The following is a 23,281-nucleotide window of genomic DNA, read 5'->3' as shown; positions in this document are numbered from 1 at the left end:
GGACCGTGACACTCGCGGTCCGAAACCCTCCGTCCTGGGAGGACTCCATGAGAAAACGCGCAGCCGTGCTGTGCGGCGTTTCCGTCGTCGTCGCCGGTTCGTTCACGGCCCTGCCCGCCGACGCGAGCACTCCGCGCACCGCGGACACCGCTCAGGCCGCGAAGCTCACCTGGAAGAGCTGCGGCACCACGAACTACCCGACGCTCCAGTGCGCGTCCCTCAAGGTCCCACTCGACCACCACGACCCGCACGGGCGGCAGATCACCCTCGCGCTGTCCCGTGTCCCGCACACCGCGAAGAAGTCCCAGGGCCCGCTGCTGGTCAACCCCGGCGGTCCCGGCGGCAGCGGCCTGACCCTCGCGGGATTCGTCGCCGGCTCGCTGCCCAAGGCGGTCGCGGCGCAGTACGACGTCATCGGCTTCGACCCGCGCGGTGTGGGCAAGAGCAAGCCGGCGCTCGACTGCAAGCCCGGCTATTTCAACCCGGTCCGCCCCGACTCGGTGCCGAGCACTCCGGCCATCGAGAAGGCCAACCTCCAGCGGGCCAAGTCCTTCGCGCAGGCCTGCGGCAAGAAGTACGCCGATGTGCTGCCGTACATCAACACGGTCCAGGCCGTACGGGACATGGACTCGATCCGTGCCGCCCTGGGCGCGAAGAAGATCAATTACTTCGGTTACTCCTACGGCACCTATCTCGGCGCGGTCTACGCCAAGCTCTTCCCCGACCGGGTGCGGCGCCTCGTCCTCGACTCGATCGTCGACCCCACCGGCGTCTGGTACGACGACAACCTCGCGCAGGACCACGCCTTCAACGACCGCCACCGCGCGTTCCTCGCGTGGGTCGCCAAGTACGACTCCACGTACAAGCTCGGCACCGATCCGGCGAAGATCGAGGCCAAGTGGTACGCGATGCGGGCGGCCCTCGCCAAGACACCGGCCGGCGGGAAGGTGGGCGCCTCCGAGCTGGAGGACACCTTCATCCCGGGCGGCTACTACAACGGCTACTGGCCGTATCTGGCGGAGGCGTTCTCGGCGTACGTGAACGACAAGAACGCCGACCCGCTGGTCGAGGCGTACGAGAACTTCGCCGCCGTCGACGCCTCGGGCGACAACGGCTACAGCATCTACACCTCGGTGCAGTGCCGTGACGCGGACTGGCCGCGCGACTGGGGCCAGTGGCGCAACGACAACTGGGCGATGTACAAGAAGGCGCCGTTCATGACCTGGAACAACGCCTGGTACAACGCGCCGTGCGCGTTCTGGCCGACGAACTCGCTACGGCCGGTGAACGTGGCCAACGCCAAGCTGCCGCCGGCGCTGCTGTTCCAGGCGACGGACGACGCGGCCACCCCGTACGAGGGCGGCGTGACGGTCCACCGTCTGCTGCGCGGCTCCAGCCTGGTGGTCGAGCAGGGCGGCGGCAACCACGGCATCACGCTGAGCGGGAACGCCTGCCTGGACAAGTACCTGGCGGCGTATCTGACCGACGGCACGGTGCCACGCAGCGGCGGCGAGGTCGACGCGGTGTGCGACACGCTGCCCGACCCTGAGCCGCCGAGCTCGGCATCGGCCTCGGCACGGGGATCGACGCTGCACGGCATGCTCGGCTTCCGCGGCTGAGCACTCCGCCGAGCAGGGTCCGACGGCCCGTCGGGGGCGTTGTCAGTGCCATGGTCCACCATGGACGCATGAGTGAGCTGACCAGGATTCCCACCCCCGACGGGCTCGCCCCCGCCGCCCAGTACTCCCATGTCGTGCTGGGCACCGGCACGTTCGTCGCGATCTCCGGCCAGCTCGCCCTGGACGCCGACGGCGAACTCGTCGGCGAGGGCGATCCCACCGCCCAGGCCCGCCAGGTCTTCGCGAACCTGCGCCGCTGCCTGTCCGCCGCGGGCGCGACCTTCGACGACGTCGTCAAACTCACCTACTTCGTCACGGACATGGCACACCTGCCCGCGCTCCGCACGGCCCGCGCCGAGCACATACCCGAGGACCGCCTGCCGGCCTCGTCCGCGGTCCAGGTGGCCGCACTGGTCCGGCCCGAGTTCCTGATGGAGGTCGAGGCGTTCGCGGTGGTGGGTTCGTGAGCGGTCCGCGGGTACGCGAGATGACGCTCGCGGACGTCGACCGTGTGGCCCAGATCCGCGTCCGTGGCTGGCAGAGCGCGTACCGGGGCATCGTGCCGCAGCCGTATCTGGACGCGCTCAGCGTGACCGAGGACGCCGAACACCGTCGCGAACGTCTTCGGCGGTCGGACGGCAGCGTGGTGAACCTCGTCGCGGAACAGGACGGAGAGCTCCTCGGCCGGGCGGCGCACGGCCCCTACCGGGAGGATGAAGTGCGCACCGCGGACGCCGAGTTGTACGCGATCTACGTCGACCCCGGGCGGTACGGCGCGGGCATCGGCCACGCCCTCCTCCAGGAGTCGGTACGCCGCTGCGCCGCCGGGCACGACCGCATGCACCTCTGGGTCCTCAAGGGCAACACCCGCGCCCGCGCCTTCTACGAACGGGCGGGGTTCCGACCGGACGGCACCGAGGAGCCCTTCGAGGTGGACGGGGTGCCGGTGCCGGAGGTGCGGTACACCCTGGCGCTTTAACGCTGCCGCGGAATCCGCGCCAGCGCGTGCACCGCCGCCTCCGCCAGCGTCGGATGCGCGAGGGCCTCGTTGAGTACGGGTCTGGCCCGGGCGTCGCCCAGGGTGCCGAGGCCCTCGACGCAGGCGAGGGCCACCCGCCGGTACGGATCGTGCGGGCGCAGCCGCCGCCCCAGGGTGGTGATGAGGGCCGGTACCGACTCGGGCGCGCGCAGTTCGGTCAGGAGCCTGACCGGGTGCAGGGCGTAGGCGACACGCAGTTCGTTGGTGGCGAGGGCCGCGGCCGCGCGGGCGGTGCGCGGGTCGCCGAGGCGGGCCAGGGCGTACGCCGCGGAGGCGCAGCGCTGCGGTTCACGGTGGTTGAGCAGCAGGACGAGCGACTCGAAGGCACGGGCGTCCCCCGCGACCCCGAGCCGGAACGCGGCCAGCTCCCGCGCCCACAGCGGCTGTCCGGCCTCGATCAGCACATCGGCCAGCTCGTCGAGGTCCTTCGTCTCCGCCAGCCGCCCGTACGCCGCCGGCGCCCCCGACTCCTGCCGTAAGCGCTCCGTGAGCGATCGCAACTCTTCGTCCATGACACGCAGCCTAGGTGGGTCGCGATCGCCTCGGGACGTACATCACAAACACGAGGACTAGCGCGCTCGTTACCCGCCGGTTAAGCTCAGACGAGCGAGTTACCCACTCGTGGAACTCCTTACGGCGGCCTGGTGACGCAGCCGCCGTGAGAGCAGTCGGTTCGGTACCTCAGGTATCGCAGTACGACGTGGCCCCGGGACAGGGCCGGTCGGTTTCACCGTTCTCCGGGCGTGTGCACGCCTGTGACGACGGCACCGCACCACCGGGCGTGTGCGCTTGCAGCCCGGCAACACCCGCAACCTCCACGCACCCGGTGCGCCTTCAGGCGTACCGGGTCGCGCTCCCAGTCGTCACCTCATTCCTGGAGTCCCGCGATGGCCGCTCCCCTGTCCGACACCCCCCTGTCCCCGCTGCAGACCATTGCCGTCATCGGCCTCGGCACGATGGGCACCGGCATCGCCGAGGTCCTCGCCAAGGCCGGTCGCGAGGTCGTCGGCATCGACATCAGCGAGGCCGCGGCCGCCCAGGCCGTCACCGCCCTGGAGACCTCGACCGCCCGCGCCGTGGAGCGCGGCCGGCTGACCGAGCAGGAGCGCGCCGGCATCCTCGCCCGGGTCCGCACCTCCACCGACCTGCGCACCGCGGCCGACGCGGACCTGGTCATCGAGGTGGCGCCGGAGTCGTACGAGATCAAGCACCAGATCTTCCGTGAACTCGACGGGATCGTGCGCCCCGAGACGATCCTGGCGACCGGCACCAACGCCCTGTCCGTCACCCGGCTCGCCGCCGACTCGGCCCGTCCCGAGCGTGTGCTCGGACTCCACTTCTTCAACCCGGCGCCGGCGATGAAGCTGGTCGAGGTCGTCTCCTCGGTGCTGACCGCGCCGGCCGCCGTCAGCGCGGTCACCGATCTCGCGTTCGTCCTCGGCAAGGAGCCCGTCGCGGTCGGCGACCGGCCCGGATTCGTCGCCGACGGGCTGCTGTTCGGCTACCTCAACCAGGCCGCCGCGATGTACGAGGCGAAGTACGCCTCCCGCGAGGACATCGACGCCGCGATGCGGCTCGGCTGCGGGCTGCCCATGGGTCCGCTCGCCCTGCTCGACCTGATCGGCATCGACACCGCGCGCACCGTCCTCGAGGCCATGTACTCCGAGTCCCAGGACCGGCTGCACGCCCCCGCACCGATCCTCAAGCAGCTCAGCGAGGCGGGTCTGACGGGCCGTAAGTCGGGCCGTGGCTTCTACTCGTACGAGGCCCCGGGCAGCGCGACGGTCGTGGCGGACACCCTGACGCCGGCCACCGGGGATGCCGGGGCCCCCGGCCGTCCGGTCCGTTCCGTCGGCGTCGCGGGCTCCGGCACCATGGCGTCCGGCATCGCCGAGGTCTTCGCCAAGGCCGGCTACGAGGTCGTCCTCGCCGCCCGCAGCGAGGAGAAGGCCGAGACCGCCAAGGCCCGGATCGGCAAGTCCCTCTCGCGCTCCGTCGACAAGGGGCGGATGACCGCCGAGGCCGCCGCGCAGACCCTGGACCGGATCACGGCGGCGGGCTCCTACGACGCCTTCGCCGACGTCGATCTGGCCGTCGAGGCCGTCGCCGAGGACCTGGAGGTCAAGCAGCAGCTCTTCGCGGCGCTGGACAAGGTCTGCAAGCCGGGCGCGGTCCTGGCCACGACCACCTCGTCGCTGCCGGTCGTCGCCTGCGCCCGTGCCACCTCGCGTCCCCAGGACGTGATCGGCATGCACTTCTTCAACCCGGCGCCGGCGATGAAGCTGGTCGAGGTCGTCCGCACGGTGCTCACCGCCGACGACGTCCACGCCACGGTCCGCGAGGTCTGCGTGAAGATCAGGAAGCACGCGGTCGACTGCGGCGACCGAGCCGGCTTCATCGTGAACGCGCTGCTTTTCCCGTACCTCAACAACGCCATCAAGATGGTCCAGGAGCACTACGCGTCGCTCGACGACATCGACGCCGCGATGAAGCTGGGCGGCGGCTACCCGATGGGTCCCTTCGAACTCCTGGACGTCGTCGGGCTCGATGTCTCGCTCGCCATCGAGAAGGTCCTGCACCGCGAGTTCCGGGACCCGGGCCTCGCTCCGGCCCCGCTCCTGGAGCACCTGGTGGCCGCGGGCTGCCTCGGCCGCAAGACCGGCCGGGGCTTCCGCGAATATGCCCGCCGCTGAGCCGTCCGGCGACTGGTTCAAGGACGCCGAGGACTGGGGCGGACTGCTCGACCCCCACGGAACCCCCCTGCCCGCACCGGGCGGGGGGCACCCGGGACGTGAGCGCCAACCTGCGCACATGCAGTACGTTCGGGTCATGCCCCAGCCCGCCAAGTCCTCACGTACGCCAGCTACGCCCGACGCGCCGGAAAGTGCCGCAGGCAGCCGTGCTGCCGCCCAGCGGCTCAAGATGCGCCGAGAACTGGCGGCCGCGGCGATGGAGCTGTTCTCGACCAAGGGGTACGAGGCGACCACCGTCGACGAGATCGCGGCGGCGGCCGGGGTCGCCCGCCGCACCTTCTTCCGCCACTTCCGCTCCAAGGAAGAGGCGATCTTCCCCGACCACGACGACACGTTGATCCGCGCCGAGGCCGTCCTCAACGCCGCTCCCCCGCACGAGCACCCGCTCGACACGGTGTGCAACGGCATCAAGGAAGTCATGCGGATGTACGCGGCCCGGCCGGAGATCTCGGTCGCCCGCTACAAGCTCACGCGCGAGGTGCCCACCCTGCGCGAGGCGGAGATCGCGTCGGTGGCCCGCTACGAGCGGCTGTTCACCCGCTACCTCCTCGGCCACTTCGACGAACACGCGCACGACGACGACGCCAACGACGATCCGCTGCTGGCGGAGGTCGCCGCGTCCGCGGTCGTCACGGCCCACAACCACGTGCTGCGGCGCTGGCTCAGGGCCGGCGGACAGGGCGACGTGGAGTCACAGCTGGACCACGCCTTCGCGATCGTGCGCAAGACGTTCGGGTCCGGCATCGGGGCCGGGCGCGCCACCACCCCGAAGCCGGCCGCCGCGACGGTCTCGACCCACGGCGAGGTCCTGGTCACGGTCGCCCGCACCGACGCCCCGCTCGACCAGGTCATGAGGACCATCGAGGAGGCGCTCAAGGAGCGCTGAGCACTACCGCATCGCTGTGATGACGGCCACCCCTCGGGGTGGCCGTTTTCGTGTGCCTCCACCCGATTTCCAGGGGAATTCAAGCCGCGTTCGATCGATCATCGCTCATTTGTTACGTAAAGATTTCACCTGAGAGCAGTTCCTGGCACTCAGTGCCTTGCGGCGTGACACGCGGTGTCATACGTTGATGTTGTCCGGGCGGCCGGCGTGCAGAGACCTTTCGTACGTCGGCTGTCCCAACAAGTCATCGGCTTGCCCGCCCGGACGCCTGCGTCACAGGCACCCTCCCGCGCCACAAAGCGCTGCCGAAGCACCACCTCGCCGAACCGACGGCACTTCAAAAAAACCCTCAGCAGCACCGACGTAACCCTCAGCGTCCCTCCCTCAGGACGCGTATCGCCGGAGGCAACACCGTGACCGTGAAGGACATCCTGGACGCGATCCAGTCGCCGGACTCGACTCCGGCCGACTTCGCCGCTCTGCCGCTCCCCGAGTCGTACCGCGCGATCACCGTGCACAAGGACGAGACGGAGATGTTCGCGGGTCTTCAGACGCGCGACAAGGACCCGCGCAAGTCGATCCACCTGGACGACGTCCCGGTGCCGGAGCTCGGCCCGGGCGAGGCCCTGGTCGCCGTGATGGCGTCGAGCGTCAACTACAACTCCGTGTGGACCTCGATCTTCGAGCCGCTGTCGACCTTCGGGTTCCTGGAGCGCTACGGCCGCACCAACGACCTGGCCAAGCGGCACGACCTGCCGTACCACATCATCGGCTCCGACCTCGCGGGCGTCGTCCTGCGCACCGGCCCCGGCGTGAACGCCTGGAAGCCCGGTGACGAGGTCGTCGCGCACTGTCTGTCCGTCGAGATGGAGTCCTCCGACGGCCACAACGACACCATGCTCGACCCCGAGCAGCGCATCTGGGGCTTCGAGACCAACTTCGGCGGCCTCGCCGAGATCGCCCTGGTCAAGTCGAACCAGCTGATGCCCAAGCCGGACCACCTCAGCTGGGAGGAGGCCGCCGCACCGGGCCTGGTGAACTCCACCGCCTACCGCCAGCTGGTCTCCCGCAACGGCGCCGGCATGAAGCAGGGCGACAACGTCCTGATCTGGGGCGCCAGCGGCGGACTCGGCTCCTACGCCACCCAGTTCGCCCTGGCCGGCGGCGCCAACCCGATCTGTGTCGTCTCCAGCGACCAGAAGGCGGACATCTGCCGCTCGATGGGCGCCGAGGCGATCATCGACCGCAACGCCGAGGGCTACAAGTTCTGGAAGGACGAGCAGACCCAGGACCCGAAGGAGTGGAAGCGCTTCGGCAAGCGCATCCGCGAGCTGACCGGCGGCGAGGACATCGACATCGTCTTCGAGCACCCGGGCCGCGAGACCTTCGGCGCGAGCGTCTTCGTCACCCGCAAGGGCGGCACCATCACCACCTGCGCCTCGACCTCGGGCTACATGCACGAGTACGACAACCGCTACCTGTGGATGTCGCTGAAGCGGATCATCGGCTCGCACTTCGCCAACTACCGCGAGGCCTGGGAGGCCAACCGGCTCATCGCGAAGGGCAAGATCCACCCGACCCTCTCCCGGGTGTACTCCCTGGAGGAGACCGGCCAGGCCGCCCACGACGTGCACCGCAACCTCCACCAGGGCAAGGTCGGCGTGCTGTGCCTGTCCCCCGAGGAGGGTCTGGGCGTGCGCGACGAGGAGATGCGCGCCAAGCACCTCGACGCCATCAACCGCTTCCGCAACATCTGAGACACCCGGGGTCATAGATGACTGAGCGTCAGCCCGCCGAAGGCAAGCGGGAGAAGGACCGGCCGTGGCTCATGCGCACGTACGCCGGCCACTCCACGGCCGAGGCGTCCAACGAGCTGTACCGGCGCAACCTCGCCAAGGGCCAGACCGGCCTGTCGGTGGCGTTCGACCTGCCGACGCAGACCGGTTACGACTCCGACCACATCCTCGCCCGTGGCGAGGTCGGCCGGGTCGGCGTGCCGATCGCGCACCTCGGTGACATGCGCCGGCTGTTCCAGGACATCCCCCTGGAGCAGATGAACACCTCGATGACGATCAACGCCACCGCCATGTGGCTGCTGGCGCTCTACCAGGTCGTCGCCGAGGAGCAGGGTGCGGACATCACCAAGCTCCAGGGCACGACCCAGAACGACATCGTCAAGGAGTACCTGTCCCGGGGCACGCACGTGTTCCCGCCGGTGCCCTCGCTCCGCCTGACGACGGACATGATCTGCTACACGGTCAACCACATCCCCAAGTGGAACCCGATCAACATCTGCAGCTACCACCTCCAGGAAGCGGGAGCCACCCCCGTCCAGGAGATCGCGTACGCGATGTCGACGGCGATCGCGGTCCTGGACGCCGTCCGGGACTCCGGTCAGGTGCCGGCGGAGAAGTTCGGTGATGTCGTCGCCCGTATCTCCTTCTTCGTGAACGCGGGCGTCCGCTTCATCGAGGAGATGTGCAAGATGCGCGCCTTCGGCCGCATCTGGGACAAGGTCACCCGTGAGCGCTACGGCATCGAGAACGCCAAGCAGCGTCGTTTCCGCTACGGCGTCCAGGTCAACTCCCTCGGTCTGACCGAGGCGCAGCCGGAGAACAACGTCCAGCGGATCGTGCTGGAGATGCTGGCCGTGACCCTCTCCAAGGACGCACGCGCGCGTGCCGTGCAGCTGCCCGCCTGGAACGAGGCCCTCGGTCTTCCGCGGCCGTGGGACCAGCAGTGGTCGCTGCGCATGCAGCAGGTGCTCGCGTACGAGAGCGACCTGCTGGAGTACGCGGACATCTTCGAGGGCTCGAAGGTGATCGAGGCGAAGGTCGCGACGCTCGTCGAGGACTCCCTCGCGGAGATCGACCGGATCCAGGAGATGGGCGGCGCGATGGCCGCCGTCGAGTCCGGCTACCTCAAGTCGCAGCTCGTCTCCTCGCACGCCGAGCGCCGGGCGCGGATCGAGTCCGGCCAGGAGAAGATCATCGGCGTCAACATCTTCGAGACGACCGAGCCCAACCCGCTGACGGCCGACCTGGACACCGCGATCCAGACGGTCGACCCGGCGGTCGAGGCCCGCGTGATCGCCGGCCTCCAGCACTGGCGCGACACCCGCTACCAGCCGCCCTTCAACCACCCGCGCCCGTGCAAGGCGCTGGAGAAGCTGAAGGAGGCCGCCAAGGGCACCGGCAACCTCATGGAGGCCACCCTGGAGTGCGCCCGCGCCGGTGTCACGACCGGCGAGTGGTCCGGGGCGCTGCGCGAGGTGTTCGGTGAGTTCCGGGCGCCGACCGGGGTCTCGTCGGCGCCGGTCGCGGTGCCGGCGGAGGAGGGCTCGGCCATGGCGGACGTGCGCCGCAAGGTCGACCTGACGGCCAAGGACATGGGCGTCGGCAAGCTCCGCTTCCTCGTCGGCAAGCCGGGCCTGGACGGGCACTCCAACGGTGCCGAGCAAATCGCCGTGCGGGCCCGCGACGCCGGGTTCGAGGTGGTCTACCAGGGCATCCGTCTGACGCCTGAGCAGATCGTGGACGCGGCCCTCGCCGAGGACGTGCACGCGGTGGGTCTGTCCATCCTGTCCGGCTCGCACGCCCAGCTGGTGCCGGACGTGCTCGAGCGGCTGCATGTGGCCGGTGCCACAGACATCCCGGTGATCGCCGGTGGCATCATCCCGAACGGGGACGCCGAACAGCTCAGGGCAGCCGGAGTGGCCGCGGTGTTCACCCCGAAGGACTTCGACATCACCGGGATCATCGGCCGCATCGTCGACGAGATCCGCAAAGCGAACAAGCTCGACCCCCTGGAGGTCCCCGCATGACCGTCAACCGTCTGCGTCCCCGCCGCTCGTGTCTCGCGGTGCCGGGAAGCAACCCCCGCTTCCTGGAGAAGGCGCAGGGCCTCCCGGCGGACCAGGTCTTCCTCGACCTGGAGGACGCGTGCGCCCCGCTCGCCAAGCCCGAGGCGCGGCACACCATCGTCAAGTTCCTCAACGAAGGTGACTGGACCGGCAAGACGCGCGTGGTCCGCGTCAACGACTGGACGACCGAGTGGACGTACCGCGACGTCGTGACCGTCGTCGAGGGCGCCGGGCAGAACCTCGACTGCATCATGCTGCCGAAGGTGCAGACCGCCCAGCAGGTCGTCGCCCTCGACCTGCTGCTGACGCAGATCGAGAAGACGATGGGCTTCGAGGTCGGCAAGATCGGCATCGAGGCGCAGATCGAGAACGCGCAGGGCCTCAACAACGTCAACGAGATCGCGACGGCCTCCCAGCGCGTCGAGACGATCATCTTCGGCCCGGCCGACTTCATGGCGTCCATCAACATGAAGTCGCTGGTCGTGGGCGAGCAGCCGCCCGGCTACCCGGCGGACGCCTACCACTACATCCTGATGAAGATCCTGATGGCGGCCCGCGCCAACAACCTCCAGGCGATCGACGGCCCCTACCTCCAGATCCGCAACGTCGACGGCTACCGCGAGGTCGCCCAGCGCGCCGCGGCCCTCGGCTTCGACGGCAAGTGGGTGCTGCACCCGGGCCAGGTCGAGGCGTCCAACGAGATCTTCTCGCCGTCCCAGGAGGACTTCGACCACGCCGAGCTGATCCTGGACGCGTACGACTACTACACGTCCGAGGCGGGCGGCAAGAAGGGCTCCGCGATGATCGGCGACGAGATGATCGACGAGGCCAGCCGCAAGATGGCCCTGGTCATCTCCGGCAAGGGACGCGCCGCCGGCATGCAGCGCACCAGCAAGTTCGAGATTCCGGAGGCCTGAGGCCATGCAGTTCGGGCGCACCTACGAGGAGTTCGAGGTCGGGGCGGTCTACAAGCACTGGCCCGGGAAGACGGTCACGGAGTACGACGACCACCTCTTCTGTCTTCTCACCATGAACCACCACCCGCTCCACATGGACGTCAACTACGCCGAGAAGACGACCGACTTCGGCAAGAACGTCGTGGTCGGGAACTACATCTACTCGCTGCTGCTCGGCATGTCCGTGCCGGACGTCTCCGGCAAGGCGATCGCCAACCTGGAGATCGAGTCGCTGAAGCACGTGGCGCCGACCTTCCACGGCGACACCGTCTACGGCGAGACGACCGTGCTCGACAAGTGGCCGTCGAAGTCGAAGAACGACCGCGGCATCGTCTACGTCGAGACCAAGGGCTACAAGCAGGACGGCACGCTGGTCTGCGTGTTCCGCCGCAAGGTCATGGTGCCCACCGAGACCTACATCAAGGAGCGCGGCGGCGAGCAGCCCGGCCGCCCGGAGCTCACCGCACCTGCGGAAAAGAACTCGGAGAAGTAGTCATGGCCCGTCTCGCCCAGACCGCCGGTCTGACCGACATCCAGCAGGAAATCCTCTCCACCGTCCGCGACTTCGTGGACAAGGAGATCCTCCCGGTCGCCACCGAACTGGAGCACCGCGACGAGTACCCGCAGCAGATCGTCGACGGCCTCAAGGAGTTGGGCCTGTTCGGCCTGATGATCCCGGAGGAGTACGGCGGTCTGGGCGAGTCGCTCCTGACGTACGCGCTGTGCGTCGAGGAGATCGCCCGCGGCTGGATGTCGGTGTCCGGCATCATCAACACCCACTTCATCGTGGCGTACATGCTCAAGCAGCACGGCACGCAGGAGCAGAAGGACCACTTCCTGCCGCGCATGGCGGCCGGCGACATCCGCGGCGCGTTCTCGATGTCGGAGCCGGGCCTGGGCTCGGACGTGTCGGCGATCACGTCGAAGGCGGTGAAGGACGGCGAGGAGTACGTCCTGAACGGCCAGAAAATGTGGCTGACGAACGGTGGGACGTCAAGTCTGGTCGCCGTTCTCGTCCGAAGTGACGAAGGACTCACTCCCGAAGAGGCGGCCGCCAAGCCCCACAAGTCGATGACGACCTTCCTCGTCGAGAAGGAGCCCGGCTTCGGAGAGGTCCGCCCCGGCCTCACCATCCCGGGGAAGATCGACAAGATGGGCTACAAGGGTGTCGACACCACCGAGCTGATCATGGATGGCCTGCGCATTCCGGCCGATCGTGTGCTCGGCGGGGTCACCGGCCGAGGTTTTTACCAAATGATGGACGGCGTCGAAGTCGGCCGCGTCAACGTGGCGGCACGTGGTTGCGGCGTCGCTCAGCGTGCCTTCGAACTGGGCGTCTCGTATGCCCAGCAGCGTCACACTTTCGGCAAGCCGATCGCCCAGCACCAGGCGATCCAGTTCAAGCTCGCCGAGATGGCTACCAAGGTCGAGGCCGCGCATGCGATGATGGTCAACGCAGCACGCAAAAAGGACTCCGGGGAGCGAAACGACCTTGAGGCTGGGATGGCGAAGTACCTCGCCTCCGAGTACTGCAAGGAGGTCGTGGAAGACGCCTTCCGGATCCACGGCGGCTACGGCTTCTCCAAGGAGTACGAGATCGAGCGCCTCTACCGTGAGGCTCCGATGCTGCTGATCGGTGAAGGTACCGCCGAGATCCAGAAAATGATCATCGGTCGCAGGCTGCTCGAAGAGTATCGATTCCAGGGCTGATTGTCCGGATACGGGGTGTTTTCTTGGAGAAGAAGATCACACCCCGTCAACGCTCTTCAGCCGCCGACTCGGCTTCCTGGCTTGCCCAGTTGTGGCCCACGACCGGTACGATCCCGGGAAAGCCGCCGTCCCCCGTTACAGCGCGGCGCCATCCGCTACGAAGGTCATCCATGCCCCACAGCCAAACCTCTGCACCACGCGACAGCCAGGTCGGCGGCGTACGCCTCGCGCGCGGAGCATCGCCGTGGCTTCTCCCGACCGTCGCCACCGCAGCCCTCAGCCTGGTGCGCGCGCGCAAGTCCGGCGCCGCCAAGGCCGTCGCCGTGCCCGCCACCGCGCTCGCGGCGGGCATGCTGTGGTTCTTCCGCGACCCCGAGCGCGAGATCACCCAGGGCCGGGTCATCTCGCCCGCCGACGGTGTGGTGCAGAGCATCATGCCGTGGAAGGACGGACGCACCCGCGTCGCGATCTTCATGAGCCCGCTCAACGTCCACGTCAACCGCGCGCCTCTCTCCGGCACGGTGACGTCGGTCGAGCACATCCCGGGTGGGTTCGTTCCGGCGTTCAACAAGGAGAGCGAGAACAACGAGCGCGTAGTCTGGCACTTCGACACCGAACTCGGTGACATCGAGATGATCCAGATCGCCGGCGCGGTGGCCCGCCGCATCGTTCCCTACGTTCCGCAGGGCACGAAGGTCGAGCAGGGCGACCGCATCGGTCTGATCCGCTTCGGCTCGCGCGTCGACATCTACCTGCCGGAGGGCGTGGACGTCGCGGTGGAGGTCGGTCAGAAGACCGTGGCTGGGGTGACTCGCATTGACCGTGATTGATCCTGAGACACAGGCGGGCTGGGTGCCCGAGGCCGAAGAGGTCGAGGACGAGGAGGAGATGCCTCTTTCTCTCCGCCTCTCAATAGCGGACACCCTCACGCTGGGCAACGCCACGTGCGGCTTCATGGCGGTGTACTTCACCACCACCGGCATCCTGATCCCGCACCTCACGGACAGCCAGGAGTCCGGCATGGCCCGCAACAGCGCGGCCACCGCTGTCATCCTGATGCTCTGTGCGGCGGTGTTCGACCTGTTCGACGGCCTGGTGGCGCGCAAGCTGCGCTCCTCGCCGATGGGCGCGGAGCTGGACAACCTCTCCGACCTGGTCAGCTTCGGCCTGGCGCCGGCGTACTTCGTCCTCGTCTACGGCATGGTCGCCGCCGACGCCTCCCAGCGGGTGGCGGCGGTGGGGGCGATCGTGGTGCTCCTGGCGGTGGTGCTCAGACTTGCGCGGTTCTCCTGTGTGACGGTGAAGGACGGCACCTTCCAGGGCATGCCGTCACCGTTCGGGGCACTGACCGTGGTCTCGATCGTGCTCCTCGAGCTGCCCTTCGAGGCGACGCTGATGGCGATCCTGGGGACGGCGTGGCTGATGGTGAGCCGGGTGGAGTACCCGAAGCCGCGGGGCATCCTCGCGGTGGCGATGCTCGCCTGGATCGTGTCGGCCATGGGTCTGCTGGCGGCCTGGGCGTTCGACGCGCCGGGCGGACAGCTGCTCCTTCAGACGGGCTGTGCCCTCCAGCTGGTCATGGGCGCGGTGATCCCGCTGTTCGCCACGGCCCGCCGCGTGCACAACTTCCGTGACAACCGGCGTGAGGCACGAGCGACGCAGCTGCCGTAGGCACCTGGTGGCAGACCTTCGAGAGGGCCCGAACCGATATCCGGTTCGGGCCCTCTTCGCTGTGCCGGCTCAGGCTCCCGGTGTGTACGCCTCCGCGACCTCGGACGCCTCCGCCTCCCGTACGACCTTCATGCCGCCCGTCACGCTCTTGTCCGGCTGCAGGATCACGCTCTGCCGGGAGGACGGGGACTTGGGGTCGGTGAAGTTCTGGGTGGGGCCGAAGCCTAGGTCGAAGGAGTCGATGGCCAGCAGGGCCCTGTCGACGCCCTCCCTGGTGAGGTCCTTGCTCTCGCAGGCCTTCTTCAGTGCCTCGCCGAAGGCCGACACCGCGGTCCAGCCGGCGACGATGCCGTTGTCGAGGGCGTCCTTCGGGTAGGCCGCCTGATAGTCGGCGACGAGCTTCTTCGCCTCCGGGGTGTCCGCGCCGATCGGGAGCGAGGGCGAGGCCACGTAGTAGTTCTTCATCAGGGCCGGTCCCGCCTGGGTGGCCAGGAGCTGGGGCGCGAAGGCGGAGTTGTTGCCGATGATCGGCACGTCGAAGCCGCCGGCCGCCGCGACGCCGACGAGCGAGGCCGCCTGGCGCGGGCCCGCGCTGATGACGATCGCCTTGACGCCGGCCTGCTTGAGAGCGGCGACCTGGGCGGTCATGTCGTTGTCGGTGGGCTTGATCTTCTGTTCGACGACGGTCAGCCCCTTCTCCTGCGCGATGTGCTTGGAGCCGACCAGGGCGCTCTCGCCGTAGTCGCCCTCGAAGTACACGTGGCCGATCTTGTCGCCCTTCTTGACGCCCTTCTCCTGGAGCAGGAAGTCGACGGCGTTGATCGTCTCGATGTCGTAGGTGGAGCCGATGACCCGGATGTACGGGCTGCCGAGCAGTGCCGACGACCACGCCTGCGGCAGCACGAGCCCCTTGTCCTGGCCGTCGATGCGCTGCTTGACCGCGGCGACGAACGGGGAGCCGATGAACTGCGCGAAGCCCAGCACCTTCGGCTCCAGCTCGGTGTAGCCGGAGACGGCCTTCTGCGGGTCGTAGCCGTGGTCGCGGACCGTCAGCCGGACCTTGTAGCCGCAGACACCGCCGTCGGCGTTCAGCTGCTTCACATACAGCTGCTGGGCCTGGGTGACGCTCTTGCCGAGGGTGGCGTAGACGCCGGTCATGTCGGTGAGGGCACCGAGTGTGATCGTCTTGCCGGAGATGCCGTCGCCGGTCTTCACCCCGCCCGCCGACTGTTTGTCACCGTCCCCGTTTTCGGCGTTCTTGGCCTTGGAGCTGCATCCCGCCAGTACGAGCAGTGCGGCGAGCGCGCCCGCGGCGGCCCTGGCCGCGTACGTCCTGTTCATCGTTCCTCCCCTGGATGAGTTGTGACGCGACGCCGGGCGGCCACCCTGACCAGGCCACCGGGCAGGAACAGCACCACCAGCACGACGGCGGCGCCGTAGAGGTACCGGGATGCCTCGCCCGGTGCGATCCCGCCCGTGCCGGGGGCGGAGACCAGGGGCAGGGCATCGCTGTAGCGGGTCAGCAGCTGCGGGAGCAGGGAGACGAAGACGGCCCCCGCGACCGCGCCGGAGACCGAACCGAGCCCGCCGATGACGATCATGGCGAGGTATTCGAGGGACAGCGTGATGCCGAAGTAGTCGGGCACGGTCCGCTGGAAGACCAGGGCGAGCAGCACGCCCGCCAGACCCGCGTACATCGACGACAGCACGAAGACGGCGGCCCGGTGCCGGGCCACGGGTACGCCGATCACTCCGGCGGCGATGCGGTGGTCGCGGATGGCGTTCATGGCCCGGCCCGGACGGCCGCGCAGGACGCCACGGGCGAACAGCGCGCCGGCCAGGAGGACTGCCAGACCGGCGTACCAGAGTTTCTCCGCCGACCCGAACGGCACGGCGGCCACGAGGAGTTCGCGGTCGTCGAAGGTGAGACCGAAGAGGTTCAGAGGCGGTACGTCACGACCGTTCGCCCCGCCGGTCAGATCATGGGCGTTGAACATCACGTGCTGTCCGATGAAGACGAGCGCGAGCGTGGCGATACCGAGGTAGGCACCGCTGAGCCGCCCGGAGATGGGGCTGAACAGCCCGCCCGCCACCCCCGCGACCAGCACCGCGAGCACGGCCGCCAGCCACGTCGGCAGGCCGAGCCCGGTCAGTCCGTCGCCTCCGTCGGCCGCGAACACGCAGTAGCCGTAGGCGCCGACGGCGAGGAAGAAGGCGTGGCCCATGGAGAGCTGCCCGGTGGCACCGGTGAGGAGGTTGATGCCGATCGCGCCGATGGCCGCGGCCATGGCGAAGAGCCCGGCCTGGAGCCAGAAGCGGTCGAGGTAGAAGGGCAGGGCGAGAAGGAGGACCGCCCCGGCGGCCCGGACGTAGAAACGGGGGCTCGTGAGCCGGGCGGGGCGGCGGCGGGTGCCGGGCGGTGCCTCGAGGGCCTCGTCGCGGCCGAGAACCTCAGACACGGGCCAGCTCCTTCGTCCCGAACAGCCCGGCCGGGCGGATGAGCAGGATCGCGACCATCACGAGGTACGGCGCCAGGTCTCCGAGCCCACGCCCCAGGAAGGTCAGGTCGCTCTGGTAGCCCGTCGCCAGCGACTCCGTGATGCCGACCAGCAACCCGCCCACCAGCGCGCCCGTCGTGGAGTCCAGCCCGCCGAGGATCGCGGCCGGGAAGGCCTTGAGCGCGGCCAGCGAGGTGGCCCGTTCCAGCCCCGGCGTCGGGAAGACGGTGAGGAACAGCGCGGCCACCGCGGCGAGTCCCCCGGCCACCGCCCACGCTCCCAGTGACACCCGCCCCAGCCGTACGCCCATCAGGGCCGCCGTCTCCGCGCTCTCCGCGGCCGCCCGCATGGCCACGCCCCACGAGGTGTACCGGAAGACCAGCAGGAACGTGGTGATGAGCAGCGCCGCCGCCACGAACGCGGCGATCCGCGTGTGGGCGAGAGAGATCGGCCCGATCTTGAGCACGGCATCGCCCCACGGGTCCCCGAGCGGCAGCACGTCGGTGCCCATACGGCGGGTCAGTTCGGTGGTGAGCAGGATGTCGACCCCGATGGTGACGATGGCGAGGACGCTGTGGTCGGAGCCCCGGTAGCGCCGCATCACCAGGAACTCCACCGCCGCGCCGACCACGGCCGCGCCCGCGATCCCGACGAGCAACGCGGGCCAGAAGCCGATGTCGTCGTGGAGGGTCGCGGTGACATAACCGCCCGCGAGCAGCAGCGAGGCGTGGGCGAAGTTGACGACCTCGGTGGCCCGGAAGATCACCACGAAGCCGAGCGCGATGAGCGCGTACACGGAGCCCAACGAGACGCCGTTGAGGAGGATCTCGGCGAAGGTGCTCATGACGCGTCCCCCAGGTACGCCCGTACGACGGCCGGATCGTTCTGTACGTCGGCGGGGGCGCCGTCGGCGATCCGGCGCCCGAAGTCGAGTACGGTCACGGCGTCCGCGAGCCGCATCACCACCCCCATGTCGTGTTCCACCAGCACGATCGAGATGCCGAGCCCGTCGCGGACTCCCGCGATCACGGCTGCTGTCCGGCGCCGCTCACCGGCGGTCATCCCGGCGACGGGCTCGTCGAGAAGCAGCAGGCGCGGCTCCATGCAGAGCGCGCGGGCGAGTTCGGCGAGCTTCTGCTGCCCGTACGGCAGGGAGCCCGCCGGGCGGTCCAGACAGTCCGCGATGCCGACGAACTCGGCGATCTCGCGGACGCGTTCACGGTGCATCCGTTCCTCTCGGGCGGCCGAGGGCAGCCGGAGTCCCGCCGCCAGGAAGCCGGTTCGGGTCAGCCGGTGTCTGCCGAGGAGCAGGCTGTCCTCGACCGAGGCGAGGGGCGGCAGGGCGAGGTTCTGGAAGATACGGGCGACACCGAGGCCGGCGATGCGGTGCGCCGGCATGCCGGTGAGCTCGTGGTCGCCGAAGCGGACACTGCCCGCGGTGGCCCGGTAGACGCCGGACAGGACGTTGAAGCAGGTGGACTTTCCGGCGCCGTTGGGGCCGATGAGGGCGTGCACGGTGCCGGGCCGGACGGTGAAGCTCACCTCGTCGAGGGCGGTGAGCCCGGCGAACCGGACCGTGAGGTCGCGCACTTCGAGCGCGTCCACGGCGGTCACCCCTTCCACCGGCCGAGGGTGCGCCCGCCCGTCGTCTCGCCGTCCGCCGCCGCGTCCTCGTCGACGACACCCAGGTAGCGGCGGCGGACCTCGTCGGAGGCGGCCAGTTCGGCGGCCGGGCCGGACAGGGTCACCTCGCCGACCTCGAGGACGTACGCGCGCGTGGCGAGCCGTAGGGCGAGGGCGGCGTTCTGTTCGACGAGGAGGACCGAGGTGCCCTGTTCGTTGATCTCGCGGACGGTGTCGGCGATCCGCCGGGCCATGAGCGGGGCGAGTCCGAGGGAGGGCTCGTCGAGGAGGAGGACCTTAGGGCCGGCCATCAGGGCCCGGGCTACGGCGAGCATCTGCTGTTCGCCGCCGGAGAGCAGGCCCGCGCGTTGCTGTGCGCGCTCCGCGAGGACGGGGAACAGTTCGTGGACGCGGGCGAGGGCTTTCGGGCGGCCCGCGCGGCTGCCGCCGAGGGCGCCCGCGCGCAGGTTGTCGGCGACCGTCATCCGGGCGAACACCCGCCGTCCTTCCGGTACCTGGGAGACGCCGGCGGCGACCACGCGGTCCGGGGAGAGCTGGTCGAGTCGTCGGTCGCCCAGGGTCACACCGCCCTCGGTGACCGCGCCGCCGTGGAAGGACAGCGTGCGGCTGATCGCGCGCAGCAGCGTCGACTTGCCGGCGCCGTTGGAGCCGAGGACGGTCGCCACGGTTCCCTCAGGCACCTCCAGGGACACCCGGCGCAGGGCGCGCACGGGCCCGTATCCGACCGACAGATCCCGTACCACGAGACCGGAACCCCCCATGGACTTCCCCCCTGTCCTCACTCGGTGTGGCGCTCACCCCAGCACCGCCGAGGGCGTCCGTCCACGGGCCGCGGCGGAATCGCTGCGGGTGCCCAGCGGGCCGGGCGGGGCGTTGTGCGCGTGCACAACACCGCGTGTCAGGGGCCTGTGCGCGGCCGCGTCCCGGTGTCATCCTGCGGTCATGGGAGGGCGACGGCCGCGCACCGGTCATGACTGGAAGCTGCTCGCGGAGTCCTGCACGGCTCTGCTGGAACGGGTGCCCGAGCTCGTCGACGAGCACCTACGGCAACTCACCGAGCACTCCCCCGTGTACGGGCTGGTGCTCCCGCACGACGCGCAGTGGAGGGAGGCGGAGGAGGCGTTCCGGGTCGGCATCGAGACGATCTCCGCGCCCCGGGACTCACCGCGCCGGGACCTGGAGTACGCGGAGGACGCGGGTCGGCGCCGGGCCCAGCAGGGGCTGCCGCTGGATCTGCTGGTGCACGCCTATCGCAACGCCGGCTATCTGGTGTGGGACGCGCTGGTGGAGGGCGCGGCCGGGCGGGAGCCGGAGCGGCTGGCGGCGCTGATGCGGTCGACGACGATGGTGTGGTCGGCGGTGGACGCGCAGGCCCAGGCGGCGTCGGAGGCGTACCGGGCGACGGAGGCGGAGCTGCGGCGGCGGACCGACGAACAGTTGCAGGCGTTGCTCGACGCGCTCCTGGAGGGGCAGGCGTCGCCGGGGCTCGCGGCGCGGGCGGCGGCGGGGCTGGATCTGCCGGAGCACGGGCCGTACGCGGTGGTGGTGCTGCGGACCGAGCGACGGGACGGAGGGGTGCGGCCGTTGCAGGGGGCCGGGTTCCGGTTCATCTGGCGGATGCGGGCGGACTGCGAGGTCGGGGTCGTCGCGCTCACCCCGGGCCAGGGCCTGGACGGGGTGGCCCGGGCGCTCGACGGGCGGTGCTCGGGGCCGGGCGGGATCAGTCCGGTGGTGCCGGGGCTGGCCGAGCTGGGGCGGGCCCGGCGGCTCGCGGAACTGGCACTTCGGACCTGTCCGCCGGACGCGACCGAGGTCGTCCGGCTGGATCAGCGGATGCCGACGGCGCTGGTGGTGAGCCAGCCGGAGCTGGCCGACCGGCTGGTGTCGGACGTGTTCGGCGAGCTGCTGGCGCTGGAGCCCGCCGACCGGGCCGTGCTCCTGGAGACCCTCGATGTGTGGCTGACGTGCGAGGGCTCCGCGGGGCGGGCCGCGGGGCGGCTGTACTGCCATCGCAACACGGTCTTCAACCGTCTACGACGACTGGAACAGCTGACGTCCCGGTCGCTGGCCCGGCCCCGGGATCTGATCGAGATGACGTTGGCGCTGGACGCGTACCGGCTGTCGGGGGCGCGCCGGTGACCGGCGGGGCTCGGTGCGGCCCCGCCGACGGGCGCAGACCGGAGCCGCTCAGGTCAGGAAGTCCCGGCCGATCTGCTCCGCCACCCGCTCCAGGATCGGCCCGGCGTCCGCGATGCACTTCGCCACGTCCGGCTCGACCTCGGTGAGCGGGTACGCCCGCCGGATGCCCGCCCTGCCGAGCGCCTCCGGTGGCAGGGCCAGGCGGCCGCAGACCGCGACGACCTCCTTGTCCGCGGCGCGGGCCGCGGCGGCGACACCCGCGGGGGCCTTGCCGTGGAGGGTCTGCTCGTCGAGGGAGCCCTCGCCGGTGATGACCAGGGTGGCCTTCGCCAGCGCGGGGGCGAAGCCGAGGACGTCGAGCATGACCTCGATGCCGGGGCGGAACCGGGCGCCGACCAGCAGCGCGCCGTAGCCGATGCCGCCCGCGGCGCCGGCGCCCGGGGAGGCCGCGTGCCCGGCGGCCTTGGCGCCGAGGGTGTTCTCCAGGACGCGCGCGTAGTGCGCGAGGGCCTCGTCGAGGGCCTCCACGTCGTCCGGGGAGGCCCCCTTCTGCGGGCCGTAGACCGCGGGCGCGCCCTTCGGGCCGGTCAGCGGGTTGTCGACGTCGCTGGCGAGGACCAGCTCGACGTCGGTCAGGCGCGGGTCCAGGTCCGACAGGTCGGCCGTGGCGAGGTCGGCGAGACCGCCGCCGCCCGGGGCGACCGGCTCGCCGTCCTTGTCGAGGAACCGGGCACCGAGCGCGGTCAGCATGCCGGCGCCGCCGTCCGTGGTGGCGCTGCCGCCGACGCCGAAGACGATCGTGCGGGCGCCCGCGTCGAGCGCGGCCCGCAGCAGCTCGCCGGAGCCGTACGTGGAGGACGTGAGCGGCGCGAAGACGCCCTTGGGGAGGCGCTGGAGGCCGCTGGCCTCGGCCATCTCCACCACGGCCGTGTCGCCGCGCAGCGCGAAGGCGGCCGTGACCTCCTGACCGAGGGGCCCGGCGGCCTTGATCTCGTGCCGCTCGAAGCCGGCCGCGACCGCCGCGTCCACGGTCCCGTCACCGCCGTCGGCCACGGGCAGCGCCTCGACCTCGACGCCCGGCGCGGCCCGGCGAAGCCCGGCCGTCACCCGCTCCGCGACCTGCACGGCCGTCAGCGATCCTTTGAACTTGTCCGCGGCGATGAGCACCCTCTGGGCACCGTTGCCTGCAGCGTTCGCCACCTTGCATCCCCTTGCTCTCCGGGCCTCACGCATGTCAGGCCAGTCGCGCCGCTGCGACCTTAACCGGAGGTGCCCCCCGCCGTCATGCCCCGCCCGGACCTTGAGAAGCCGCTACGACCCCGCTGTGCGAGTACCCGGAATCGGGTAGACCGGTCCTATGACCCCTGTGGGTACCGCACCAGAGCTCGCCGACCGCGTCCTCGGGGGCTGGCTGGGCCGGATCGCCGGCAACATGCTCGGCAAGCCGGTCGAGCAGGGCGACCTGTGGACGCGGGACCGTATCGACCGCTATCTGAGGCAGGCCGCCGCCCTGCCGCTGACCGACTATCTGCCCGAGCCGCCCAGCGAGAGCGACGGCTTCGAGCTGCGCCCGGAGTGGCGCCGGTGCGTGCGCGGCCGGATCCACGGCAGCTGCCGTGACGACGACGTGGACTACGCCATCCTCGGCCTGGACCTGCTGGAGACGCACGGCTTCGCCTTCAGCACCGAGCAGGTCGGGGACCTGTGGCTGCTCAGGCTGCCGTATCTGCAGACGTTCACGGCGGAACGGGCCGCCTACCGCAACCTCGCCAACGGGCTGAAACCGCCGCTGACGGCGACGTACGACAACCCCTACCAGGAGTGGATCGGCGCCCTGATCCGCGCCGACATCTACGGCTGGACCTGCCCCGGCGTCCCGCGCCGCGCGGCCTCGCTGGCCCGTCGGGACGCGGTGCTGTCGCACACCGGCAACGGTGTGTACGGCGCGATGTGGGCGGCCGCGCTGGTCTCGGCGGCGTTCACCGCGCCGACCGTGCGCCAGGCCCTGGACCAGGCGCTGACCGTGATCCCGGGGAGCAGCCGGCTGGCCCGGACCGTGCGCCGGGTGATCGCCCTCCACGACACCCGGATGACCTGGGAGGACACCCTCGGCACGATGGCCGAGGAGACCTCCGGGATGGGCTGGATCCACACCGTCCCGAACGCGGCGGTGCTCACCGCCGGGCTCCTGTACGGCGACGGCGACTTCACCCGCACCGTCACGCTGACGGTCCGCGGCGGCCTGGACACCGACTCCAACGGGGCGACCGCCGGGTCGGTGGCCGGGGTGCTGAGCGGCGCCGAGGCGATTCCGCCGCAGTGGAAGGAGCCGCTGGAGGACACGGTGCGCAGCGCGGTGTTCGGGTTCGACAGGGTCCGGATCAGTGAACTGGCGGAGCGCACACTGCGGTTGGTGGACACCGAGTGACACCGCCTCCGCGGCGCGCGGGAGGCGCGCGGCCGTCCTCGCGGGCCTGCGGGAGCCTCTCGGCGCGCTCTCCCCG

21 protein-coding genes are annotated in these 23,281 nt (G+C 70.2%); 14 read left to right on the top strand and 7 right to left on the bottom strand.

The window, feature by feature from the left end:
• The first annotated feature begins 47 nt into the window (after positions 1-47).
• From ACWD3I_RS16680 to ACWD3I_RS16670, 3 genes are all read left to right on the top strand, one after another.
• Positions 48-1,619 carry an alpha/beta hydrolase gene (locus ACWD3I_RS16680; protein ID WP_365410093.1) on the top strand — a complete coding sequence of 524 codons (1,572 nt, stop codon included), beginning with the start codon at positions 48-50 and terminating at the stop codon, positions 1,617-1,619.
• A 68-nt stretch (positions 1,620-1,687) separates the two neighbouring features.
• Positions 1,688-2,086 carry a RidA family protein gene (locus ACWD3I_RS16675; protein ID WP_365410090.1) on the top strand — a complete coding sequence of 133 codons (399 nt, stop codon included), beginning with the start codon at positions 1,688-1,690 and terminating at the stop codon, positions 2,084-2,086.
• The gene (locus tag ACWD3I_RS16670; protein WP_365410087.1) at positions 2,083-2,598 is read left to right on the top strand and encodes a GNAT family N-acetyltransferase; all 516 of its coding nucleotides are present in this window, start codon (positions 2,083-2,085) and stop codon (positions 2,596-2,598) included. Before ACWD3I_RS16675 ends, ACWD3I_RS16670 begins: the two co-directional genes overlap by 4 nt.
• On the opposite strand, the gene ACWD3I_RS16665 is transcribed toward ACWD3I_RS16670, so the two are convergent.
• A complete protein-coding gene (locus ACWD3I_RS16665; protein ID WP_365410084.1) occupies positions 2,595-3,170 on the bottom strand; it encodes an adenylosuccinate lyase in 576 nt (191 codons plus the stop codon). The two genes, ACWD3I_RS16670 and ACWD3I_RS16665, sit on opposite strands and share 4 nt — an antisense overlap.
• Before the next feature lie 375 nt (positions 3,171-3,545).
• Between ACWD3I_RS16665 and ACWD3I_RS16660 the strand changes: the two genes are divergently transcribed.
• The 9 genes from ACWD3I_RS16660 (at position 3,546) to pssA (ending at position 14,496) form a co-directional block, all read left to right on the top strand.
• Positions 3,546-5,351 (top strand): 3-hydroxyacyl-CoA dehydrogenase family protein, encoded by a 1,806-nt coding sequence (locus tag ACWD3I_RS16660; RefSeq protein WP_365410081.1) that lies wholly within the window; start codon positions 3,546-3,548, stop codon positions 5,349-5,351.
• Positions 5,352-5,487: 136 nt separating this feature from the next.
• On the top strand, positions 5,488-6,297 hold the full coding sequence (locus ACWD3I_RS16655) for a TetR family transcriptional regulator (RefSeq protein WP_451084109.1): 810 nt from the start codon (positions 5,488-5,490) through the stop codon (positions 6,295-6,297).
• 419 nt (positions 6,298-6,716) lie between these two features.
• Positions 6,717-8,054, top strand: coding sequence for a crotonyl-CoA carboxylase/reductase (ccrA, locus tag ACWD3I_RS16650; protein ID WP_365410136.1), 1,338 nt, complete (start codon positions 6,717-6,719; stop codon positions 8,052-8,054).
• Between the two features lie 17 nt (positions 8,055-8,071).
• A complete protein-coding gene (locus ACWD3I_RS16645; RefSeq protein ID WP_365410075.1) occupies positions 8,072-10,120 on the top strand; it encodes a protein meaA in 2,049 nt (682 codons plus the stop codon).
• On the top strand, positions 10,117-11,076 hold the full coding sequence (locus ACWD3I_RS16640) for an HpcH/HpaI aldolase/citrate lyase family protein (RefSeq protein WP_266886119.1): 960 nt from the start codon (positions 10,117-10,119) through the stop codon (positions 11,074-11,076). Before ACWD3I_RS16645 ends, ACWD3I_RS16640 begins: the two co-directional genes overlap by 4 nt.
• Positions 11,077-11,080: 4 nt before the next feature.
• Positions 11,081-11,608: a MaoC family dehydratase gene (locus ACWD3I_RS16635; RefSeq protein ID WP_365411375.1), complete on the top strand. Its 528-nt coding sequence runs from the start codon at positions 11,081-11,083 to the stop codon at positions 11,606-11,608.
• Between the two features lie 2 nt (positions 11,609-11,610).
• Positions 11,611-12,825 (top strand): acyl-CoA dehydrogenase family protein, encoded by a 1,215-nt coding sequence (locus ACWD3I_RS16630; RefSeq protein WP_361541251.1) that lies wholly within the window; start codon positions 11,611-11,613, stop codon positions 12,823-12,825.
• Between the two features lie 170 nt (positions 12,826-12,995).
• Complete coding sequence (locus tag ACWD3I_RS16625) at positions 12,996-13,655, top strand: phosphatidylserine decarboxylase (protein WP_365411390.1); 660 nt, start codon at positions 12,996-12,998, stop codon at positions 13,653-13,655.
• A 22-nt stretch (positions 13,656-13,677) separates the two neighbouring features.
• Complete coding sequence (pssA, locus tag ACWD3I_RS16620; protein ID WP_365411387.1) at positions 13,678-14,496, top strand: CDP-diacylglycerol--serine O-phosphatidyltransferase; 819 nt, start codon at positions 13,678-13,680, stop codon at positions 14,494-14,496.
• Between the two features lie 69 nt (positions 14,497-14,565).
• Here the strand turns inward: pssA and ACWD3I_RS16615 are convergent, their stop codons facing one another.
• From ACWD3I_RS16615 to ACWD3I_RS16595, 5 genes are read right to left on the bottom strand one after another with little or no spacing between them, the layout of a single operon-like run.
• Positions 14,566-15,837, bottom strand: coding sequence for an ABC transporter substrate-binding protein (locus tag ACWD3I_RS16615; RefSeq protein WP_365411371.1), 1,272 nt, complete (start codon positions 15,835-15,837; stop codon positions 14,566-14,568).
• The gene (locus tag ACWD3I_RS16610) at positions 15,834-16,955 is read right to left on the bottom strand and encodes a branched-chain amino acid ABC transporter permease (RefSeq protein ID WP_365411368.1); all 1,122 of its coding nucleotides are present in this window, start codon (positions 16,953-16,955) and stop codon (positions 15,834-15,836) included. The genes ACWD3I_RS16615 and ACWD3I_RS16610 overlap by 4 nt, the downstream gene beginning before the upstream one ends.
• Positions 16,948-17,838 carry a branched-chain amino acid ABC transporter permease gene (locus ACWD3I_RS16605; protein WP_365411365.1) on the bottom strand — a complete coding sequence of 297 codons (891 nt, stop codon included), beginning with the start codon at positions 17,836-17,838 and terminating at the stop codon, positions 16,948-16,950. The genes ACWD3I_RS16610 and ACWD3I_RS16605 overlap by 8 nt, the downstream gene beginning before the upstream one ends.
• On the bottom strand, positions 17,835-18,617 hold the full coding sequence (locus ACWD3I_RS16600) for an ABC transporter ATP-binding protein (protein ID WP_365411362.1): 783 nt from the start codon (positions 18,615-18,617) through the stop codon (positions 17,835-17,837). Before ACWD3I_RS16600 ends, ACWD3I_RS16605 begins: the two co-directional genes overlap by 4 nt.
• Positions 18,605-19,399 carry an ABC transporter ATP-binding protein gene (locus ACWD3I_RS16595; RefSeq protein ID WP_365411359.1) on the bottom strand — a complete coding sequence of 265 codons (795 nt, stop codon included), beginning with the start codon at positions 19,397-19,399 and terminating at the stop codon, positions 18,605-18,607. The genes ACWD3I_RS16600 and ACWD3I_RS16595 overlap by 13 nt, the downstream gene beginning before the upstream one ends.
• A gap of 181 nt (positions 19,400-19,580) precedes the next feature.
• Between ACWD3I_RS16595 and ACWD3I_RS16590 the strand changes: the two genes are divergently transcribed.
• Entirely contained in the window at positions 19,581-20,777 is a 1,197-nt protein-coding gene (locus ACWD3I_RS16590; protein ID WP_365411355.1) for a PucR family transcriptional regulator, read from the top strand.
• 48 nt (positions 20,778-20,825) lie between these two features.
• Here the strand turns inward: ACWD3I_RS16590 and ACWD3I_RS16585 are convergent, their stop codons facing one another.
• Entirely contained in the window at positions 20,826-21,944 is a 1,119-nt protein-coding gene (locus tag ACWD3I_RS16585) for a glycerate kinase (RefSeq protein ID WP_365411384.1), read from the bottom strand.
• 190 nt (positions 21,945-22,134) lie between these two features.
• On the opposite strand from ACWD3I_RS16585, the gene ACWD3I_RS16580 reads away from it, so the two are divergent.
• Positions 22,135-23,205 carry an ADP-ribosylglycohydrolase family protein gene (locus tag ACWD3I_RS16580; RefSeq protein ID WP_365411352.1) on the top strand — a complete coding sequence of 357 codons (1,071 nt, stop codon included), beginning with the start codon at positions 22,135-22,137 and terminating at the stop codon, positions 23,203-23,205.
• The last annotated feature ends 76 nt before the right edge of the window (positions 23,206-23,281 follow it).

The organism is Streptomyces sp. NPDC002817, assembly GCF_053592055.1.
This window is presented reverse-complemented; position numbering and strand designations above follow the sequence as displayed.

Excerpts from the sequence above, each read along its gene's own strand:
- ACWD3I_RS16680 (WP_365410093.1), top strand. The coding sequence starts at position 48 with ATGAGAAAACGCGCAGCCGTGCTGTGCGGCGTTTCCGTCGTCGTCGCC.
- ACWD3I_RS16675 (WP_365410090.1), top strand. The coding sequence starts at position 1,688 with ATGAGTGAGCTGACCAGGATTCCCACCCCCGACGGGCTCGCCCCCGCC.
- ACWD3I_RS16665 (WP_365410084.1), bottom strand. The coding sequence starts at position 3,170 with ATGGACGAAGAGTTGCGATCGCTCACGGAGCGCTTACGGCAGGAGTCG.
- ACWD3I_RS16660 (WP_365410081.1), top strand. The coding sequence starts at position 3,546 with ATGGCCGCTCCCCTGTCCGACACCCCCCTGTCCCCGCTGCAGACCATT.
- ACWD3I_RS16655 (WP_451084109.1), top strand. The coding sequence starts at position 5,488 with ATGCCCCAGCCCGCCAAGTCCTCACGTACGCCAGCTACGCCCGACGCG.
- ACWD3I_RS16645 (WP_365410075.1), top strand. The coding sequence starts at position 8,072 with ATGACTGAGCGTCAGCCCGCCGAAGGCAAGCGGGAGAAGGACCGGCCG.
- ACWD3I_RS16640 (WP_266886119.1), top strand. The coding sequence starts at position 10,117 with ATGACCGTCAACCGTCTGCGTCCCCGCCGCTCGTGTCTCGCGGTGCCG.
- ACWD3I_RS16635 (WP_365411375.1), top strand. The coding sequence starts at position 11,081 with ATGCAGTTCGGGCGCACCTACGAGGAGTTCGAGGTCGGGGCGGTCTAC.
- ACWD3I_RS16630 (WP_361541251.1), top strand. The coding sequence starts at position 11,611 with ATGGCCCGTCTCGCCCAGACCGCCGGTCTGACCGACATCCAGCAGGAA.
- ACWD3I_RS16625 (WP_365411390.1), top strand. The coding sequence starts at position 12,996 with ATGCCCCACAGCCAAACCTCTGCACCACGCGACAGCCAGGTCGGCGGC.
- ACWD3I_RS16615 (WP_365411371.1), bottom strand. The coding sequence starts at position 15,837 with ATGAACAGGACGTACGCGGCCAGGGCCGCCGCGGGCGCGCTCGCCGCA.
- ACWD3I_RS16605 (WP_365411365.1), bottom strand. The coding sequence starts at position 17,838 with ATGAGCACCTTCGCCGAGATCCTCCTCAACGGCGTCTCGTTGGGCTCC.
- ACWD3I_RS16595 (WP_365411359.1), bottom strand. The coding sequence starts at position 19,399 with ATGGGGGGTTCCGGTCTCGTGGTACGGGATCTGTCGGTCGGATACGGG.
- ACWD3I_RS16590 (WP_365411355.1), top strand. The coding sequence starts at position 19,581 with ATGGGAGGGCGACGGCCGCGCACCGGTCATGACTGGAAGCTGCTCGCG.
- ACWD3I_RS16580 (WP_365411352.1), top strand. The coding sequence starts at position 22,135 with ATGACCCCTGTGGGTACCGCACCAGAGCTCGCCGACCGCGTCCTCGGG.